At 55.5% G+C, this 17,930-nt stretch carries 17 protein-coding genes; 8 read left to right on the top strand and 9 right to left on the bottom strand.

Annotated elements, in window-relative coordinates; translation table 11 throughout:
* Positions 1 to 155: 155 nt before the first annotated feature.
* The 4 genes from JL015_RS02435 to JL015_RS02420 all read right to left on the bottom strand — a co-directional run bounded on the left by JL015_RS02435 (position 156) and on the right by JL015_RS02420 (position 3,348).
* Positions 156 to 869, bottom strand: a complete 714-nt coding sequence (locus JL015_RS02435) for a DUF4225 domain-containing protein (RefSeq protein WP_236250145.1) — start codon at positions 867 to 869, stop codon at positions 156 to 158.
* A 4-nt stretch (positions 870 to 873) separates the two neighbouring features.
* Positions 874 to 1,356 carry an Hcp family type VI secretion system effector gene (locus JL015_RS02430; RefSeq protein WP_201017284.1) on the bottom strand — a complete coding sequence of 161 codons (483 nt, stop codon included), beginning with the start codon at positions 1,354 to 1,356 and terminating at the stop codon, positions 874 to 876.
* A 185-nt stretch (positions 1,357 to 1,541) separates the two neighbouring features.
* Positions 1,542 to 2,114, bottom strand: coding sequence for a BRO-N domain-containing protein (locus tag JL015_RS02425; protein ID WP_201017283.1), 573 nt, complete (start codon positions 2,112 to 2,114; stop codon positions 1,542 to 1,544).
* 325 nt (positions 2,115 to 2,439) lie between these two features.
* Complete coding sequence (locus JL015_RS02420; RefSeq protein ID WP_201017282.1) at positions 2,440 to 3,348, bottom strand: HNH endonuclease; 909 nt, start codon at positions 3,346 to 3,348, stop codon at positions 2,440 to 2,442.
* A gap of 325 nt (positions 3,349 to 3,673) precedes the next feature.
* Between JL015_RS02420 and JL015_RS02415 the strand changes: the two genes are divergently transcribed.
* On the top strand, positions 3,674 to 4,969 hold the full coding sequence (locus JL015_RS02415) for an anti-phage deoxyguanosine triphosphatase (protein ID WP_201017281.1): 1,296 nt from the start codon (positions 3,674 to 3,676) through the stop codon (positions 4,967 to 4,969).
* Between the two features lie 160 nt (positions 4,970 to 5,129).
* On the opposite strand, the gene JL015_RS02410 is transcribed toward JL015_RS02415, so the two are convergent.
* From JL015_RS02410 to JL015_RS02390, 5 genes are all read right to left on the bottom strand, one after another.
* Positions 5,130 to 5,417: a hypothetical protein gene (locus JL015_RS02410; RefSeq protein WP_201017520.1), complete on the bottom strand. Its 288-nt coding sequence runs from the start codon at positions 5,415 to 5,417 to the stop codon at positions 5,130 to 5,132.
* Between the two features lie 84 nt (positions 5,418 to 5,501).
* Positions 5,502 to 6,590 carry a DUF3396 domain-containing protein gene (locus JL015_RS02405; protein ID WP_201017280.1) on the bottom strand — a complete coding sequence of 363 codons (1,089 nt, stop codon included), beginning with the start codon at positions 6,588 to 6,590 and terminating at the stop codon, positions 5,502 to 5,504.
* Between the two features lie 15 nt (positions 6,591 to 6,605).
* On the bottom strand, positions 6,606 to 7,307 hold the full coding sequence (locus JL015_RS02400; RefSeq protein ID WP_201017279.1) for a VRR-NUC domain-containing protein: 702 nt from the start codon (positions 7,305 to 7,307) through the stop codon (positions 6,606 to 6,608).
* Complete coding sequence (locus JL015_RS02395; protein WP_201017278.1) at positions 7,304 to 7,819, bottom strand: PAAR domain-containing protein; 516 nt, start codon at positions 7,817 to 7,819, stop codon at positions 7,304 to 7,306. The genes JL015_RS02400 and JL015_RS02395 overlap by 4 nt, the downstream gene beginning before the upstream one ends.
* 349 nt (positions 7,820 to 8,168) lie before the next feature.
* Positions 8,169 to 9,059: a LysR family transcriptional regulator gene (locus tag JL015_RS02390; protein WP_095067512.1), complete on the bottom strand. Its 891-nt coding sequence runs from the start codon at positions 9,057 to 9,059 to the stop codon at positions 8,169 to 8,171.
* Between the two features lie 194 nt (positions 9,060 to 9,253).
* Here JL015_RS02390 and speB point away from each other — a divergent pair, with 194 nt between their 5' ends.
* The 7 genes from speB to JL015_RS02355 all read left to right on the top strand — a co-directional run bounded on the left by speB (position 9,254) and on the right by JL015_RS02355 (position 17,884).
* Positions 9,254 to 10,213, top strand: coding sequence for an agmatinase (gene speB / locus JL015_RS02385; protein ID WP_025261377.1), 960 nt, complete (start codon positions 9,254 to 9,256; stop codon positions 10,211 to 10,213).
* A 239-nt stretch (positions 10,214 to 10,452) separates the two neighbouring features.
* On the top strand, positions 10,453 to 11,976 hold the full coding sequence (locus JL015_RS02380; RefSeq protein WP_201017277.1) for a purine-cytosine permease family protein: 1,524 nt from the start codon (positions 10,453 to 10,455) through the stop codon (positions 11,974 to 11,976).
* Complete coding sequence (locus tag JL015_RS02375; RefSeq protein WP_201000009.1) at positions 11,973 to 12,833, top strand: sugar phosphate isomerase/epimerase family protein; 861 nt, start codon at positions 11,973 to 11,975, stop codon at positions 12,831 to 12,833. The genes JL015_RS02380 and JL015_RS02375 overlap by 4 nt, the downstream gene beginning before the upstream one ends.
* Positions 12,830 to 13,867 (top strand): isopenicillin N synthase family dioxygenase, encoded by a 1,038-nt coding sequence (locus JL015_RS02370; RefSeq protein ID WP_201017276.1) that lies wholly within the window; start codon positions 12,830 to 12,832, stop codon positions 13,865 to 13,867. Before JL015_RS02375 ends, JL015_RS02370 begins: the two co-directional genes overlap by 4 nt.
* A 32-nt stretch (positions 13,868 to 13,899) precedes the next feature.
* Complete coding sequence (locus JL015_RS02365) at positions 13,900 to 14,697, top strand: transporter substrate-binding domain-containing protein (RefSeq protein ID WP_201017275.1); 798 nt, start codon at positions 13,900 to 13,902, stop codon at positions 14,695 to 14,697.
* A gap of 71 nt (positions 14,698 to 14,768) precedes the next feature.
* Positions 14,769 to 16,286 carry an amino acid ABC transporter permease/ATP-binding protein gene (locus JL015_RS02360; RefSeq protein ID WP_201017274.1) on the top strand — a complete coding sequence of 506 codons (1,518 nt, stop codon included), beginning with the start codon at positions 14,769 to 14,771 and terminating at the stop codon, positions 16,284 to 16,286.
* On the top strand, positions 16,283 to 17,884 hold the full coding sequence (locus tag JL015_RS02355) for a 5-guanidino-2-oxopentanoate decarboxylase (RefSeq protein WP_201017273.1): 1,602 nt from the start codon (positions 16,283 to 16,285) through the stop codon (positions 17,882 to 17,884). The genes JL015_RS02360 and JL015_RS02355 overlap by 4 nt, the downstream gene beginning before the upstream one ends.
* The last annotated feature ends 46 nt before the right edge of the window (positions 17,885 to 17,930 follow it).

Raw genomic sequence — 17,930 nt, 5'->3', positions numbered from 1 at the left:
ATTTCGCATGAATGCTTCCTAATGCAACATTGTATGCCATTGTGATCCAAAATATAAAGGGTGAAAATCTTTTTCCAGAGAGGTAGCGTCTAGACAAAAAAGAAGGGATGTAAAAGATTGAGGCGAAGAATATAAATGCCGTATAAATAAATGCATCAGTCATTTCGGCATCTCCACTGGTCAATAATACTGTCGATTGTGATGCCGTCTGAAATTAAATCAATAGCGAGAACTCCAGCTGGGGTTGTCTTGTAGGCTCTAATGTAATCTGTATGAATATATTTAAAAAGTCGCCATGAATCAGGTTTTATTACTAATCTTCCTGCGCCATAAGCAGATAGTATCAAGTCAGTTGAACCGTAAGCTACATTCCCTATGCAGTCATCATATCCGCTGATTCTGGCAAGTTTCTGATATCCCTTGCGCAATGGCCCTTCTGTGTCAGAACGTCCCGTTATGAGATTACGCCCATTTTCATAAACGTTATTGGTCCCATGAACTATTAATGAGCCGCCAAATAATAAACACAGCGTACCCATTGACGCATAACAAACTCCCACGCCTCCTGCTACCTGCAGCCCACCCGCGATTAAACCGATTCCTTTTTTGCCAATTTCAAAAGACTGACTAAGCAGACTCTCCTGCTCATCCTTTATCGCCTTCATCCCTTGCTCGACAGTCTTATTCCCCCGCTCAACATCCCTGACAATACTCTTCGCGTAATAAGCCACTTCCCGATTGAATTGAAGCCGGAGCATTCCGTCGTTGATATGCCGCGCTGCCAAGGTGCAGGCCTGTCCTGCCAAGAGGGTCGCCGCCTCGCTTACTTTCCAAAACTCATGACTCTTTGAGGTTGTCTGTGTACTCAATGGTTCATTCCCCGCCCCAGAAAGCGTGTCCGCGTGTTCTTGCCGAGTGGTGAGTCCAGATAATTTCGCTGTAACTGATGGATATATGCTCTTGAGCTTCTGCACCGTTCTGCAAAATAGAGTGCGGTACATCCAGCATTAACTCGGAAATAAGCCCGCCGTTTATTTCAATACTATAAAACTTCTCTTGAAGGCCCTTGGACGATGTGCGATAGAAATCGATCATGCAATTCACAGGCTCACGATTAGCCAGAGCCTGAGCCAGCAAAGGCGAAGACTTATCAACATTCTTGACGATGACAACTGGACGATGGGTAGAGTACTTAAGGTTTCCGACATTGCTCATGTGATGGGCAAAGGACAGCACCATGATTTCATTCAGATGCCCGATCTGGCATTTGTTGCCAATAGATTTGTCGCTTGAGCAACCTTCAGATATAAGACCTTGACTTTCACCCTTTATGGTCATGTAACCGTGATTAGCCATATAACGATCATCCTGATAAATGGCTGATCAGTTTATGGATGAGACGTTAATGAGTATGTAGGACTATTCCGAGATTGAACTCGTCCATGGATATAAGGTGTAACGAGGAAGGCGGTGGTCCGCTCATCTGTGAAATGAACGGGCCAGAATACCCACGCTATCAACTACCTACCTGCGTTACTTCATCACGTCCCCTGAAAAAACCTCGCTGCCCCCTGAAACCAGGACCCATTCAATCGACCCTGTTGCTCCTCAACCCCCTGCCCAGGCAACGGCAACACCTGCGGCACATCCCGCAACCTGATCCACGGCTCGCTCTGCCAATGCAACATACTCAACGACATCCCCGGCCATTGCAGCACACTCAGACTCGGCATGCTCTCCACCGGCGGCTCCTGCGCATCCCGCAACGCCGCGACCACCTCATTGGTAATCCAGTGCCGCAAACTGCGATGCTCGGGGTGATAGTGATGAACCAGCAACGCATACAACCCCGACTCACTGATCATCAACGCCTCCTCAGTCCGCCCATGAGTCTCCAGCCAGAGCGTGCGGCGTTGGTCTGAATCAAGCTTGCTCGTGGTGCGTTCGTTGAGAGGCCAGGCAATGAGCTTGCTCAGGTCACGGGCGGAGAACCAGGCTTGGGTTTCAAGAAGGAGGGCGCGGAGTTGGCGGTTGTAGCGGAGGAAGGTGGTGGGGTGGAAAGTTGCTGATGTAGAAGTATTACTGTCCGAGTATGGATAGCTGGGTATTGGCATTTACGTGATCTCTGCTGTTTTTTTCTTGAGATAAAGGCGTCGGGAGTTAAGAAACCCACAGCAGAAAGGCCGGACGTATTCCCCTTGCGGGTCTTGTATTAGTCCACTCCCGACATAGCAGAAATTTTAGGACGCGCAGCCAAAGGCCGCAGGTACAAAAAGCCGCATTATATCGGGGCGGTCAGGCCGCTGCTGTTAGGTTTCTGTGCGTTTCTTAGGCGCGCAGCAAGGGTAGGGCGCGATAGCGAGGCCAGCAAGGTGCAAGGTTGTAGGGCGATTCTGAAAATGCAGAGAGCGCCGGACCCATGCCCGGCAGATCCCAGATCTATAACAATGTGTCGAGATGGTGTTGGAGAGCTTTTGCGCTTGGCCTGTCCTGCAACGACGAGGGAAGCGAGAGAGGTTTCTGATCCAGCGAGTCGTATTCACTGTGCTTGAGTTCGTCAGCCAGTCCCACCAAGAGGCTATCGGGGTGAACCCACAAAAGCCCCAGATCAAACAGAGTGTGGATGTCTGCACGAAGCAGCAAACCGTTGCTAACCACATTCGTGTCAGTACCTTGATAAGGCACGATGTGTGCGGCTTCCAGCAAGGCTTCGATGCGGCATCCAGTCACCGCACATTGGCCATCGTAAGCCTTGAGTAGCTTCTTGCGAAAGGACCTCTGTCCTTTGCGGCGCACGATGCTTGAGAGAATGCGCTTACGGGCATCGGGAATATTCGTTGGGTCGAAGGCACCCTGAGTTTCCAGCTCAGCTTCAATGGCCGCAATTGCCAATGCAGGGCTGGTTTCTCGCTGAAGCGTGAACTTGGTAGGGCCTGAGCCTTCGTGGCTTTGGTAGAGAAAGCGACCCTCATAGGTGAAGCCTGCGCCGGGGTGTTCGTATTTCTTTTTGCGGTAGAACAGCAGCAATTCCAGACCGCGCTCGATGTGTTCCTTCAGAAGATGGTCGGTGCCGCCTTTGAGTTGGCCTTCCATGTGAAGCACATCGCCTGTGAGGATATCCTCGTATTGTGTCCGGTCTGCCGTTTTGTGCTCTGTCACGAAAATCCATACAGAGTCAAAGGCTGCGGGTTTGAAGATGCCGTTGTTGATGCTGGAGGCTGTGATGTGAAACAGATCACGCAGGTCTACACGGGTGTGAATGTTGCCTACCGTCAGTTGTTGCGATGCAAAAGCTCCAGTGAGGGCGTGTTGTGAGGCCTTTGTGTTCACTAGGTAGTCCCGTTCCATTTTTTCTGTAGGAAAAGGATGGTGCCGTACTGTCTATCTTGTTACAAATATATTTGCGTCAAAAAGCACTACTTTTGTAGGAGGGATGGTGCCTTATTCAATAAATAGTCATTGGTGACCTTAGGCATAGATTTATGTATTTTCGATACGTGCCGAAAAACTCATGAACGTGAGGCTTCAGTGATCCTCGCATAGAGGCAAGCAAAATCGTGGCCTCATTGCATGGGGACGCCAGACTTGCGCCAAAGTGTGAATTGTTAAGATCTTTTAGACGTATTGAGAGTGATGTCTGTTCTGTAATATTGATTAGGACAAGGAGTGTTTTATGTGGGAAGAGCGGTATTTCAATGTCGAAGAGTCGAGCTTTAAACGAGACGAGTATGCTCGGGATCGGGCGCGTATCATCCATTCGGCATTTTTTAGGAGGCTTCAAGGCAAGACTCAGGTTTTGGGCTTGGGGGAAAGTGATTTTTATAGAACTCGCCTAACACACTCGCTAGAGGTTGCACAGATTGGTGGAGGGATTGCTGAGTTTTTAAAAACAAAGTGCTCTGAAGATGGCGAGATATTAAATATAATCCCTGGGCAAAATCTTATTGAGTCACTTGGGTTGGCGCATGATATTGGTCATCCCCCTTTTGGTCATGGCGGAGAAGTTGCGCTTAATTATGTTATGCGAGATGACCAAGGGTTTGAGGGGAATGCGCAGACTCTTCGTGTTTGTACATCGTTAGGTGAGTATTCTGACTCGAATGGCCTGAATCTCACTAGAAGAGTTTTGCTGGGCTTAATTAAATATCCTAGCTACTACTCTGATGTGGTAAATCCTGGCGCTTATGGGGATGTAGGAGGGCTTAATTTAGATTCTTTCAAACCACCTAAATGCATCTTTGATTCGGATAGGGAGAATGTCGAGTGGGTTTTCAAGCCGTTTACTAACGATCGTTCAAAGTTTATGGAGTTTGCCTCAAAAGGTAAGAGTAAGCATAGTAAGCCAAAATACAAGTCTTTTGATTGTAGTATTATGGAATTGGCGGATGATATTGCGTATGGTGTACATGATTTAGAAGATTCGGTTGCATTAGGTTTGGTTTCGGAAAGTAGATGGAGGAAGGAGGTGGTTTCAAAGCTGATGGATTCTTTGAAAGAGTATCCGCTCGCAAAGAAAATTGAGCTATATACCTCTCAGCTATTTTCTGGTGAGAATAAAGTTAGGAAGGCGGCTATCGGTAAATTAGTCAGCTATTTTATTGTGGGTGTTGAGGTGAAAAAGCAAGGTGAATTTTCTCATGCCTTGCTCGATTATCAGGCTGCATTTCCTTCTGTCGTAAGGGAGGAGCTTGATATTCTGCAAGAGTTCGTGAGGGAAAATGTTATAAAAACACCCGAAGTGCAGACGCTTGAGTATAAAGGCCAGCAAATGATTGTGAAGTTGTTTGACGCAATCTCAGCCAACCCCTCAAGGCTTCTTCCAAAGAAGTATTACAAACGCTACGTTTCAGAGAACTCGGAAAAGAGAGTCGTTTGTGACTATCTTGCGGGTACAACCGATGATTATGCTACCAGGTTGTATCACAAAATATTTACACCCTCTAGTGGGTCTATATTTGATAAGCTTTAATTGAGTTAAGGTTGGGCGTGTTGCGTAGCGTGCAGGTATTCTGTGGATCACGCATTTTTTGTTTCGTTGCGCACAAGCCCATTTACTTTTGAATGCTCATCGATAGCCTGACTACTCCTCCTGCGGCTGTACCCTATGGAGATGGATTGAAAAGCGAACATTATTTCCGCCTACACATCTCCACGTCATCCTGCGTTTTCAGCTCTGTATCGATTCCCAACCTGTAGCGACAGTAATCAATAATGAGCTGTCGCTCTTCATCGGTCAGGTGCTCCATTTTTCTGATTTCACCGTCATTGGCATGGATGTTGTAAAACTTCACCTGAAACGTCGGATGCTTCTTGATAAACACAACAGTTTCAATATCCCCATCCTCAAGCGCTTCGTAATAGCCGACATACAGCAAAGCCAGCACCGTCAGGGTTGCTGCGACCACCAGTTTTTTCATCATCACGCTGCCAGCGCTCGCTGGCAATGAACTGCAAACCATGAATGAATACTACCCTCCGATAAGCACATCATGACAACTGCCCTACAAATGCCCCGATAAAGTATTCGATCCATCCAGCCCCGGCTCATTACCAAGCAACCTTGCACTCCACACAGGCAATTCGCTCTCATCCACATCCAGACGTTTGAGCCACTGATCCGCCGCCCAGCCGACCAAGCGCAATTCACCATCATGCGAGCCGCCGTGCAGGGAGCCTACCGTGTCATAGCGAAGGTTTTTAAGCGTGTGGTTCAGCAGTACGTATGCCGCTGGTTTCGGGTCTTCGGCATCACCGCTGAGGTATGGATAGGCTCCGGCTTGTATTACCAAGGATTCCTCGCAACGGTAGAAGGCGAAGTGGCTCGGTGGCAGTTGCGTGCGCAATGCTTCCAGCCCGCCTGCCAACTCCACGCGCTCTTTATCAAGCAGTGTCAGCCAACTGACCGTTTTGATTTTGCTGGCTTTGAATTGCGGGCGATTAGCCAAGAGCGCCGCAGTGCCTACATCCAGTCCGGGCATGCGTGTGGCCATGAAGGCTTCTGTGGGTTGGTTGTCATCCCGCTTGGTTATCGAGAGGTTGTAGGCATGGCCTGCGTAGCCCTGTATCGGGTTCAGGTGTTTCGAGAAGTCGATAAACAGTTGCAGAAACTTGAGCGGGTTCTGTTCCTGATAAAGCAGGGGAACGGAGAACTCCAGAACGCTCAGGTCGTCTCCCATTTTGGCTTCCCAGGCAGGCTGGCCAAAAAACTCGAAGTACCAAGGGCTGGCGTCGTCAGGTTGCTTGCCGCTCGTGTAGTAAAAGCTCAGAGGATAATCCTCGTCCATGGCCGCCAGCATTTCGCGTAGGGTTTTTGCTTTATTGTATGGCGTTAATGGTTTTCCCTCTGGCGGTTCTTCTCGCCATAGCCAGGTGAGATGGGGCTCGGCAATATGCTTGAACTCATCGAAACATTGGCATACCGCCTCGCGTACTTGAGGCGTATGGGCTTCCTTGAAATAGAGTGTGCCGCGCAGGCAAAGTACGGTACCTACATAGTTTTCAGGGCCACCTTTCATCAGCAGGTTGCCGGGCATTTCAAGTAGTTGCGGTTGCTTTGCAAGTTCCTCGGCCATGTTGAATTCTGGTTTCATGAAGTCTTCTCCGAATCAATAGGCGGGGATTGTTGGTCGAGGGGTGCGACCACGGCTCAGGATATATACCACTGCACTTGCGACGCTCGCGGCCCATCCTAATTGTTCAACTGGCACCTCGGACTTCTGTTCTTCCTGATTACAGTCGCAGTCGGTAGATTTCATTTCGACGACCTTGTTCGGATCACCGGCAATCTTCTGGTAGGCATTTGTCTGCCTATTATTTGGGGGATCTGGTGGGAACTTCATTTCCACCACCTGCTTGATATTGTCCTGCGTGGGCGGCTTGCCTGGATCTTTGACGATCACCACGTCGGGCCGGCGAATCATGCCGCGGCCAGGTTTGAAGGGCGGGTGTTCCGGGTCGTCATTCCAATACTTTTCGATCCAGCCGGGTATCCAGCCATGTGGGTTGTGTCCGGTCTGGCTGTCTAGGATAGGCTGCGGTGGGTTCTTGGTCATGTCGTAACTGACCTCTGGCTTGTATAGGCTGCGTTTCTGAAGACGCTCATCCAGATCTCCCAGACTCTGAGCCACGCAGGCCTGCTTAAGGTTTTTGCCATCTTTACTGATGTTAGGCGTGTTGATGCAGTAGCAGATCGCCGAGCACAGGACTTTTTTGTCTTGTGGGTCGAGGCTGGGTTTCAAAATACCGACCGGGTTAGTCTTGCCTTCAGAGCTCATGCCGCCCTGAGAGATGCCTGGCTGATCGCTCATGCTTCGTCTTCCTGCACCAGATCGATATGAATGGATGCAGGGGTATCGTGGCTGACCCACGATGTCATGCCTTGTGCATCGGTCATGCTGACGGCACTCCAGCCATCACTGGACCATACCTTGACCTTGCGCCCGGCAACGGGTTTGCCGGTTGCTTGGTCGATGAGCTGGAATCGTCCGGAATACTGGGCTTTGTTGATGTTCAAGGGTGTGATGGGGATAAACGGCGCAGGTGTATGCGTATCACCAATAATCACTGTCCCGGACCCGCCGATCACGACGTCCCCATGCGCGCCGGCCGTGCCAACGAGTGCAGCGTTTTTACCATTGATAAATACGGTAGCGGATACAGCCGAAGCCAGGGCGCTGCCACATGTGCAAGTATCGCCTTGGCGGGCTGCTGCGAGCCCATCGAAGAATACGTCAGGTGATCCAGAGGAAATTGCCTTGGCACCATGCCCTGGCACTGGGCAACTGGTCGGATCGCTTATACGTGCGGCAGGCTTTGCCATGTGTGACTCCATGTCAGCGGACTTTAGCAATGGGCGACTTTATCAGAAGTTTTTTGAAAGCGAAGCGGGTCTGGGGCTTGGGTTCATCGGACATTGCGGGGGCTGATCAATCTTGGTGTGATTGCTATTGCGGTATTTTGAGTGAGGAATTCGGTGACTGAACTTCAGTTGTCGCGGGCAAGCGCGCTCCTACAGTTTGGCCATAAGATTTTGAGTTAAATAGAATTTATTTGAATGGCGACTTACGCTGTCGCGGGCAAGCCCCCTCCCACGGGTGCGTATTCGTTCTCAAGTGTTGTGTGAAAGCTGCTGGCCTTTCGCGCATAAGCGGAGCGCCGCCCGATTGCACCTACTCCTCAAAACACCCCTTCAACCGATCCCGAAAGCTCTTGATCAGCGGCTCCTTCGATCGCCCACGTCTCAACGCCAGTGAAAACGGTGCCTGATACCCGAACGTTGTTGGCAGCAACACCTTCAGCCGCTTCTGATCCACCCAGAATTGCGCGTAGTGTTCCGGCAAGTAGCCGATGTAGGCCCCGGACAGTACGAGTATCAGTTGCGCTTCCATGGATTCGACCGTCGCGGCGCTGTGTTTGAAGCCGTGGCGGGCGAGTTCGGCCTGGCTCCAGTAGCCGCGGCCGACCATGCGTTGTTGGGTGATGACTTCGGCGGGGATGCGGCGCTGGTCGAAGAGTTCGTGGCGGTCGCTGCAATACAGCCAGTGCTGTTCGCGGTACAGGCCTTGGTACATGAGGCCGTTCATGCGGATGGAGAAGGCGCCGATGGCGAGGTCGATGCGGTTTTCCTGTAAGCCCAGTTGCAGTTGCGCGGGGCTGAGTACCGAGAGGTGCAGGTGTACGGCGGGGTGTTCTTTGCTGTAGGCGCCGATGACGTCGGCCAGTGGCAGGGCCGGGTCGCTGACGGTGGTGTCGAGCACGCCGAGGTTGAGGGTGCCGCGCAGTTCGCCTTTGAGGGCGGCGCTGTAGCGCTCGAAGCCTTCGAGTTCAGCCAGCAGGCGCAGGGTTTCCTGGTGGAAGAGTTCGCCTTTGCTGGTGAGGCTGAAGCCGCCGCGGCCTCGGTGGCAGAGTACGAGGCCGAGCTGGGTTTCGAGCTGGCTCATGTAGGTGCTGATGGCGGAGGTGGAGAGGTTGAGTTCCTGTTGTGCGGCGGCAAAGCCCTGATGGCGTACCACGCTGGCGAAGATGCGCAGCAGTTTGAGGTCGGGCAGGGCTGAGGACATGGGCGCTCCTGTGAATATGGCTGTCGCCAGCAAGCTGCCTCCCCACAGGGATTGGTCGGGCTGGTACGAGGTGGCAGTGTATCTGGCGATAGTTTAGAAATCTCTGAAGTAATTATTTGCTGGCAGCGATGTGTCTGGTTATCGCGGCTCTCCAGAATGGCCTCACTTTCAATGAGAACAAGGTGAGGCCTCCCGTGGACAAGACTTTCCACCAGCCCCTGGGCGGCAATGAGATGCCCCGTTTCGGTGGTATCGCCACGATGATGCGCTTGCCTCATGTGCAGGCCCCCGAAGAACTTGAGCGTCTGGATGCCGCGTTTGTGGGTATTCCGCTGGATATCGGGACGTCGTTGCGTTCCGGTACTCGTTTCGGGCCGCGGGAGATTCGGGCCGAGTCGGTGATGATCCGTCCTTACAACATGGCCACAGGCGCGGCGCCATTCGACTCCTTGAACGTGGCGGACATTGGCGATGTGGCGATCAATACCTTCAACCTGCTCGATGCGGTGCGGATCATCGAGGAGGCCTACGACCGGATTCTCGGCCATGGCATCGTCCCGCTGACCCTGGGCGGCGACCACACCCTGACGCTGCCGATCCTGCGGGCCATTCACAAGAAGCATGGCAAGGTCGGGCTGGTGCATATCGATGCCCATGCCGACGTCAACGATCACATGTTCGGCGAGAAGATCGCCCACGGCACCACGTTTCGCCGCGCTCAGGAAGAAGGCTTGCTGGACAGCGACCGCGTGGTGCAGATCGGCCTGCGCGCTCAGGGTTACACCGCCGAGGATTTCAACTGGAGCCGCAAGCAGGGTTTTCGTGTGGTGCAGGCCGAGGAGTGCTGGCACCAGTCGCTGACGCCGCTGATGGCCGAGGTGCGGGAGAAGGTGGGTGGCGGGCCGGTGTATCTGTCGTTCGATATTGACGGCATCGACCCGGCCTGGGCGCCAGGTACCGGCACGCCGGAGGTCGGCGGGCTGACCACGATTCAGGCGCTGGAGATCATTCGCGGGTGTCAGGGGCTGGACTTGATTGGCTGCGATCTGGTGGAGGTGTCGCCGCCTTATGACACCACTGGTAATACCTCGTTGCTGGGCGCCAACCTGTTGTACGAAATGCTGTGTGTGTTGCCGGGTGTGGTGCGTAGGTAAAGCCCCCTGGAAGTAATGCTGATCAGTGAAGGTCATGAATTACTTTGTGGGAGGCAGCTTGCTGGCGACTTCACGTACAGACGCAGCATATCTGCTGGTTTTCAGGCCTTTTTCGCCAGCAAGCTGCCTCCCACAAGTTTGTGTGTACCTTGACTGATCGGCATTACCCAGTAGAGCGATAAAGGGTCAGCGTGCCTGCGCTGGCCTTACAACAACCGTGACAGGCGCTGGAGCAGCACATGAACCATTCGACGCGAATTGAAACCCGCATTGAAACCTTTGGTGTCGAGCAAATACCCGACAGCCAACGCCATGCTTCCCCTATCGACCTGTTTCGCCTGATTTTCGGTGGTGCGAATACCTTTGCTACCGCTGTGCTGGGCAGTTTTCCGGTGTTGTTCGGGTTGTCGTTTCAGGCAGGGGTCTGGGCGATTGTGCTGGGTGTGCTGGTCGGGGCGTTGATATTGGCACCGATGGGTGTGTTCGGTGCGATCAATGGCACCAACAATGCGGTGTCATCCGGCGCGCATTTCGGTGTACATGGGCGGATCATCGGCTCGTTTCTGTCGTTGCTCACTGCCGTGGCGTTCTTTTCCCTGTCGGTATGGAGTTCCGGTGATGCGCTGGTGGGCGGCGCACGGCGGTTGGTGGGCTTGCCGGAAAACGATCTGAGCCTGGGGCTGGCCTACGGGTTGTTCGCGGTTCTGGTATTGATCGTGTGCATCTTTGGTTTTCGCTTCATGCTGTGGGTCAACAAGGTTGCGGTGTGGGCGTCGAGTCTGTTGTTTCTGTTGGGCATTCTTGCCTTTGCCGAGCCGTTTGATGCGGGGTATGCCGGCAGTGTCAGCCTGGATCAGCCGGGTTTCTGGGCGGCGTTCATTGGGGCAGCGCTGCTGGCGATGAGTAACCCGGTCTCGTTCGGGGCTTTTCTCGGTGACTGGTCGCGCTATATCCCGCGCGATACTTCCAGGGTGCGAATCATGCTGGCAGTGCTTGTGGCACAGGCCTGTACGCTGATTCCGTTTCTGTTCGGGCTGTGTACCGCAACGTTGGTGGCGACTCAGGCTCCGCAGTACATTGAGGCGAACAATTATGTCGGCGGTCTGCTGGCCATTTCGCCAGGCTGGTTCTTTCTGCCGGTGTGTCTGATTGCAGTCATCGGCGGGTTGTCGACCGGTACCACGGCGCTGTATGGGACCGGGCTGGACATGTCGAGCATGTTCCCGCGCTTGCTCAGTCGTGCCGGAGCCACGCTGCTGATCGGGCTTGCTGCCATCGCCTTTATCTTCATCGGCCGCTTCACCTTCAATCTGGTGCAGAGCGTGTCGACCTTTGCGGTGCTGATCATTACCTGCACCAGCCCGTGGATGGTGGTGATGATTCTCGGTCTGGTCGCACGTCGCGGCTTCTATCACGCCGATGATTTACAAGTGTTTACCCGTGGTCAGCGCGGTGGACGTTACTGGTTTAACCATGGCTGGAACTGGCGTGGTCTGGGAGCGTGGATTCCCAGCGCGGTGGTTGGGCTGTGCTTCGTCAACGTGCCGGGCCAGTTTGTGGGGCCGCTGGGTGAATGGGCGGGCGGTATCGATGTCAGCCTGCCGATCACTCTGGGACTGGCGGCGTTGCTGTACCTGACATTGCTGCGTACTTTTCCTGAGCCAGCTTCGGTGTATGGCCCCAAGGGTGCCCACCCGATGCTGGGCCGCAAGGCCATGAGCAACGTTGCCCGATCCGCCACAGGTGGGGAGGCTTGCCCATGAAACTGGAAGTCTTTCGCACGCTGTGGGGTTATCGCGACACGTGGCAGCAGGCACTGGATGAAGCCCATGCAGCGGGTTTCGATGGCTTTGAGGCGCGTATTCCCGAGCAGCAGACCGAGCGTGCAGCGTTCGCGGCTTTCCTGCGTGACAACCGGGTGCCGTATATCGCGACGCTGTTCACTTCCACGCCGGTGTTGCCGTTGCAGTCAGCCACACCGGCTGAGCATCTGGCCGATTTCAGGCACAAGTTGCAACTGGCCGCTGAGCTTGAGCCGCGCTTTGTGAATGTGCTGGCTGGCAATGACCGCTGGCCGCTGGCCCGGCAGGTGGATTTTTTTGGTGAGGCGCTGGAGATTGCATCGCGCAGCGGTTTGATTTGCAGTTTCGAGACGCATCGGGCGCGTTCGCTGTTCAATCCGTGGCTGACCCTGCAACTGATCGAGCAAGTACCGGACCTGCGTTTCACCAGCGATATCAGCCATTGGGTGGTGACGTGCGAGCGGCTGCTGGACGACCCGGCTGACGATCTCGGGGCCTTCGTCGAGCGCGTTCATCACATTCAGGCGCGGGTGGGTTACGACCAGGGCCCTCAGGTGCCGCACCCGGCGGCTCCTGAATACGCTGCGGCGCTGGCGTTTCATCAGCAGCATTGGGAAGCGATCTGGCGTTCGCAACTGGCCCGTGGTTTTACCGGGACCACCTTGACGCCCGAGTTCGGCCCCGATGGTTATCTGCATCATTTGCCTTTCACCGATGTGCCGGTGGCCGATCTGTGGAGCCTCAATGCCTGGATGGGCCGTACCGAACGCGAGCATTTCAATGCCTTCTCCAAACGTCCAGAGAACTTGCAGCCATGAGTGAACGTTCAGCCTTCACCCGGATTCCCGTGGTCGATATACACGGTCTGTTCAGCGAGCGTCTGGAAGACCGCCAAGCCGTGGCTCAGGCACTTGGCGATGCGGCCCGGCATGTCGGTTTTCTCTACATCACCGGCCATGGCATCGCGCCAGAGTTGATCGACAACCTGCACCGCGCCGCCGAGCAGTATTTCGCCCAGCCGCTGGACGCCAAGATGCGTCATTACATCGGTGCCTCCCAGACCCACAAGGGGTTCGTGCCTGAAGGCGAAGAGGTGTATGGCACCGGTAAGCCGGATCACAAGGAAGCCTTCGATATCGGTTTCGAGGTGCCAGCCGATAACCCGCTGGTGCTCGCCGGTACACCATTGCTTGGCCCCAATGACTGGCCGAGCCTGCCGGGTTTTCAGGCGGCGGTGCAGGCTTATTACAAAGCGGTGTTCGCGTTGGGGCATCAGTTGTTTCGCGGCTTTGCCCTGGCCCTTGGGCTGGACGAGCATTTTTTTGATGACATGGCCTGTTTTCCGCCCTCGAAGCTGCGCCTGATCCATTACCCCTACGACGGCGATGCGCAGGACGCCCCCGGCATCGGCGCTCACACCGACTACGAGTGCTTCACCATTCTCAAGGCCGACCAGCCGGGCCTGGAGGTGATGAACGAGCAGGGCGAGTGGATCGACGCACCACCCTTGGGCGATGCCTTTGTGGTGAACATTGGCGACATGCTGGAAGTGATGACCGCCGGTGCTTTTGTCGCCACCGCGCATCGCGTGCGCAAGGTCAGGCAGGAGCGTTATTCGTTCCCGCTGTTCTATGCCTGCGACTACCACACCCTTATCAAACCGCTGCCGCAGTTCGCGGCCGGTGAGCAGAGTTATGAGCCCATCGCCATTGGCGAGCACATGTGGGCCCAGGCCTTGCAGACGTATCAATACCTTCGCCAGCGCGTGGCCAGCGGGCAGATTGCCTTGCCGGAACGCGCCAGAAAGCCTTCAAGCTTCGGGCACCTGAAAAACCAGAGCGTGACTTTGTGATCTGCCTTTTCCCTCAACCTGGAATGACGACTATGCAAAACACCACGCTTTCGCGCCTTGCCACTTCTGTGCTTGGCCTGTCTCTGTTGTTCGCGGGCAGCGCCCAGGCGGCACCGACTGCAACGCCCGGCACGCTCAAGGTCGGTATGGAAATCTCTTATCCGCCGTTCGAGTCCTATGACGGCGACAAGGTTGTGGGCTTTGACCCGGAAGTGTCCGCCGCGCTGGCAAAACAGATCGGTGGCCTGAAAGTCGAATTCGTCGACACGCGCTTTCCGAACCTGATCCTGGGCCTGAATGCCAACCGCTTCGACACCATCATTTCGGGCATGTACATCACCGAGGAGCGCACCAAGCAGGCGGAAGCCATCCCTTACGCGAAGGTCGGCGCAGCGATCATGGTGCGCAGCGACAGCACCGCCAAACCGCAGCAGCCTGAGGACTTGTGCGGCCTGAAAGTCGGCCTGCAACAGGGCACCAACTGGATCAACCAGCTCAAGGCGGTATCCAGCGATTACTGCGCCAAGCAGAACAAGGGCGAGATCCTGATCAGCGAATTCCCGACCACTGCTGAAGCGTCCCAGGCGCTGATGTCCGGCAACATTCAGGCCCACCTGGAAATCTCCGCCGCCGCACAGATGATCATCGACAAGGCCCGTGGCCGCATCGTCATCAGCTCGCAGAAGTCGCTGTACGCGCAGACCCTTGGCATCTACGTGAAGAAAGGCAATACCGAACTGCTGGAAAAACTGCGCAGTGCTGTCGAGGCCTACAAACAGAGCGGCGAGTACAGCCAGTTGCTCAAGAAGTACAACCTGGACCCGGCGTAAATACTGCCACTGTGCAGGAGCGCGCTTGCCCGTTCGCTCCTGCAACCTTTATCTGATTCACCGAGGTCATCATGGCATTTGATTGGGCCTATTTTTTCTCGCTGTTTTCTGTCTCTGCCTTCTGGAAAGCCTGCCTTACTGTGGTTCAGTTGAGCACCTTGTCCTGGTCCATCGGGCTGGTGCTGGGCTTTCTGTTGGCCAGTGCCAAACTGTCCGGCCATGCCTGGTTACGCATGCCGGCGAGTTTTTATATCTGGCTGTTTCGCAGCATCCCGTTATTGGTGCTGCTGGTGTTCGTCTACAACCTGCCGCAGTTGTTTCCCATGACCGGCAGCGTGCTGTCGCAGCCGTTCTATTCCGGCTTGATCGCGTTGGTGCTGACCGAAACCGCCTACATGGCCGAGATCCATCGCGGTGGGTTGCTGTCGGTGCTCAAGGGCCAGCGTGAAGCGGCCAAGGCGCTGGGCATTCGCGGGATCGGCGCGCAGCGGCTGGTGATCATTCCCCAGGCCATTCGTATTTCCTTGCCGACGCTGACCAACGAATACGTGACCATCGTCAAGCTCACTTCGCTGGTGTCGGTGATTTCCCTGAACGAGTTGCTGCTGGTCGGCCAGCGCCTGTATGCGCAGAACTTTCTGGTGCTGGAAACCCTGGCGGCCGTGGCCGTGTATTACGTGCTGATCGTCACGCTGTTTGGCTGGTTGTTGCAATGGGCCGAGCGTCATCTGGACCTGTCACGCAAGAACGCTGGCACCCTCGATGACACACAGGCCCAGGCCCTGCGCCAACCGGCGAGTGACAGCAAAAAACGTAACGAGCCGGTGCCAGGGCAACCCGATGCCTTGTTGCTGCGCGGCATTCACAAGCGCTATGGCAATCACGAAGTCCTCAAGGGCATCGACCTTGTGGTCAAGCCTGGTGAGGTGATTTCCATCATCGGCCCGTCCGGCTCGGGCAAGACGTCGCTGATCCGTACTATCAACAGCCTGGAAAGCATTGATCGTGGCGAGATCGTGCTGTTCGGCAATGACTTCATCAAGGCAGGCAAGCGTGACGATGCGCCGGTCATCCGCCAGGGTATCCGGCGCATTGGCATGGTGTTCCAGAACTTCAACCTGTTTCCGCATCGCACCATCCTCGATAACGTCATCCTCGCGCCGCGTTATCACGGTTTGGCCGATTCCACCGAGCTACGCCGCAAGGGCCATGCGCTGCTGGATCGGGTCGGGCTGCTGGCACATGCCGACAAATACCCGCATCAGTTGTCTGGTGGCCAGCAACAGCGGGTGGCGATTGCCCGTGCCCTGGCCATGGAGCCAGACATCATGCTGTTCGACGAACCTACCTCGGCGCTGGACCCGGAACTGGTGGGCGATGTGCTCAAGGTGATCGGTGACCTGGCCCGCGACGGCATGACCATGTTGATCGTGACCCATGAAATGGATTTTGCGCTGTCGATTTCCGACCGAATCGTGTTCATGGAAAACGGCCATGTGGTGACCGATGCTTCACCGACGTCGATCCGCAACGAGGGTGACCCACGGGTGCGCCGCTTTATCGGTCTGGAACAGGAGGCGACAGCATGACCACATGTGGTGAATTTCTCGTCCAGCAACTGCATGCCTGGGGTGTCGATACCGTGTTCGGTATTCCCGGCGTACACACTGTTGAGTTGTATCGCGGACTGCCGGGCAGCGGCATTCGCCATATCACTCCGCGCCACGAACAGGGCGCGGGTTTCATGGCTGATGGTTATGCGCGGGTCAGCGGCAAGCCGGGTGTGTGTTTCATCATCACCGGGCCAGGGATGACCAATATCCTCACCGCCATGGGCCAGGCCTATGCCGACTCGATTCCGATGCTGGTGATTTCCAGTGTCAACGAGCGGGCGCGGTTGGGGCTGGGCAACGGGTATCTGCATGAACTGCCGAACCAGCGCGCCATGGTCGCGGGTGTCAGTGCCTTCAGCCATACCCTGATGAGCGTCGAAGAGTTGCCCGCCGTGCTGGCGCGTGCTTTTGCAGTCTTCGACAGCCAGCGCCCGAGGCCGGTACACATCGAGTTGCCGCTGGACATCATCACCGCGCCCGCCGATCACTTGGCCTTGTTGCCACGCCAGATCATCGCCCGACCGGCGCCGGACCTTGCAGCCATTCATGAAGCGGCAGAACGCTTGCGCTCGGCGCGGCGCCCGCTCTTGCTGCTGGGCGGCGGTTGCGTCGCGGCCATGGATGAGGCTCGCGAGCTGGCGGCCCGTCTCGATGCGCCGACCGCCTTGACCATCAACGCCAAAGGCCTGCTGCCAGCGGATCATCCGTTGTTGCTGGGCAGCAATCAGTCACTGGTGCCGGTGCGGCAACTGGCGCTGGAGGCTGATGTGGTATTGGCGATTGGCACTGAACTGGGCGAGACCGATTATGACGTGGTGTTCGACGGTAATTTTCGGATTGGCGGTGAGTTGATCCGTATCGATATCGATGCCGAACAACTGACTCGCAACCATGCGCCGAGCCTGGCCATCCTCAGCGATGCCCGTCAGGCGATGCGTGCCTTGCTGGCCGAGTTGCCGGCCCGTGCTGCAAGCCCCGACAGTCCGGGAGCTCAGCGAGCGGCTGCGGTGCGCAAACAACTGGCTGAGGATTTCAGCGGCTGGGCGCATTACCGGCGGTTATTTGAGTGTGTGCTGGAAGTGTTGCCCGAGGCGCGTTTTGTCGGGGATTCGACACAGACCGTGTACAGCGGCAATCACCTGGTCGAACTGAATGGCCCGCGCCGCTGGTTCAACGCCTCCACCGGCTACGGCACGCTGGGCTACGGCCTGCCAGCCGCACTCGGCGCAAAACTGGCCGAGCCTGAACGAGCGGTAATCAGCCTGATGGGGGATGGCGGCATCCAGTTCACACTGCCAGAACTGGCCAGTGCCGTGGAAGCGCGAATCGCTATCATCGTGCTGTTGTGGAATAACCAGGGCTATGGCGAGATCAAGCGCTACATGGAGCGCCGGGACATCACACCGCTAGGCGTGGACATCTACACCCCGGACTTCCTCGCAATTGCCCGAGGTTTCGGCTGTGCCGCCGAACGCGCCCGTGACCATGCGCACCTGCAAACCCTGCTGCGCGAAGCCCCGAATGACCGCCCGTTGATCATTGAAATCAACGAAGCGCCACCGTTTGCGCCTTGAGTGAAGAAGCCGTCGCCAGCAAGCTGCCTCCCACGCAATTGTGGGA

The sequence above is a fragment of the Pseudomonas cichorii genome, assembly GCF_015471405.1.
GTDB lineage: Bacteria > Pseudomonadota > Gammaproteobacteria > Pseudomonadales > Pseudomonadaceae > Aquipseudomonas > Aquipseudomonas serbiensis.
The sequence above is the reverse complement of the archived record's forward strand: the minus strand, read 5'-3'. Positions and strand labels throughout refer to the sequence as shown.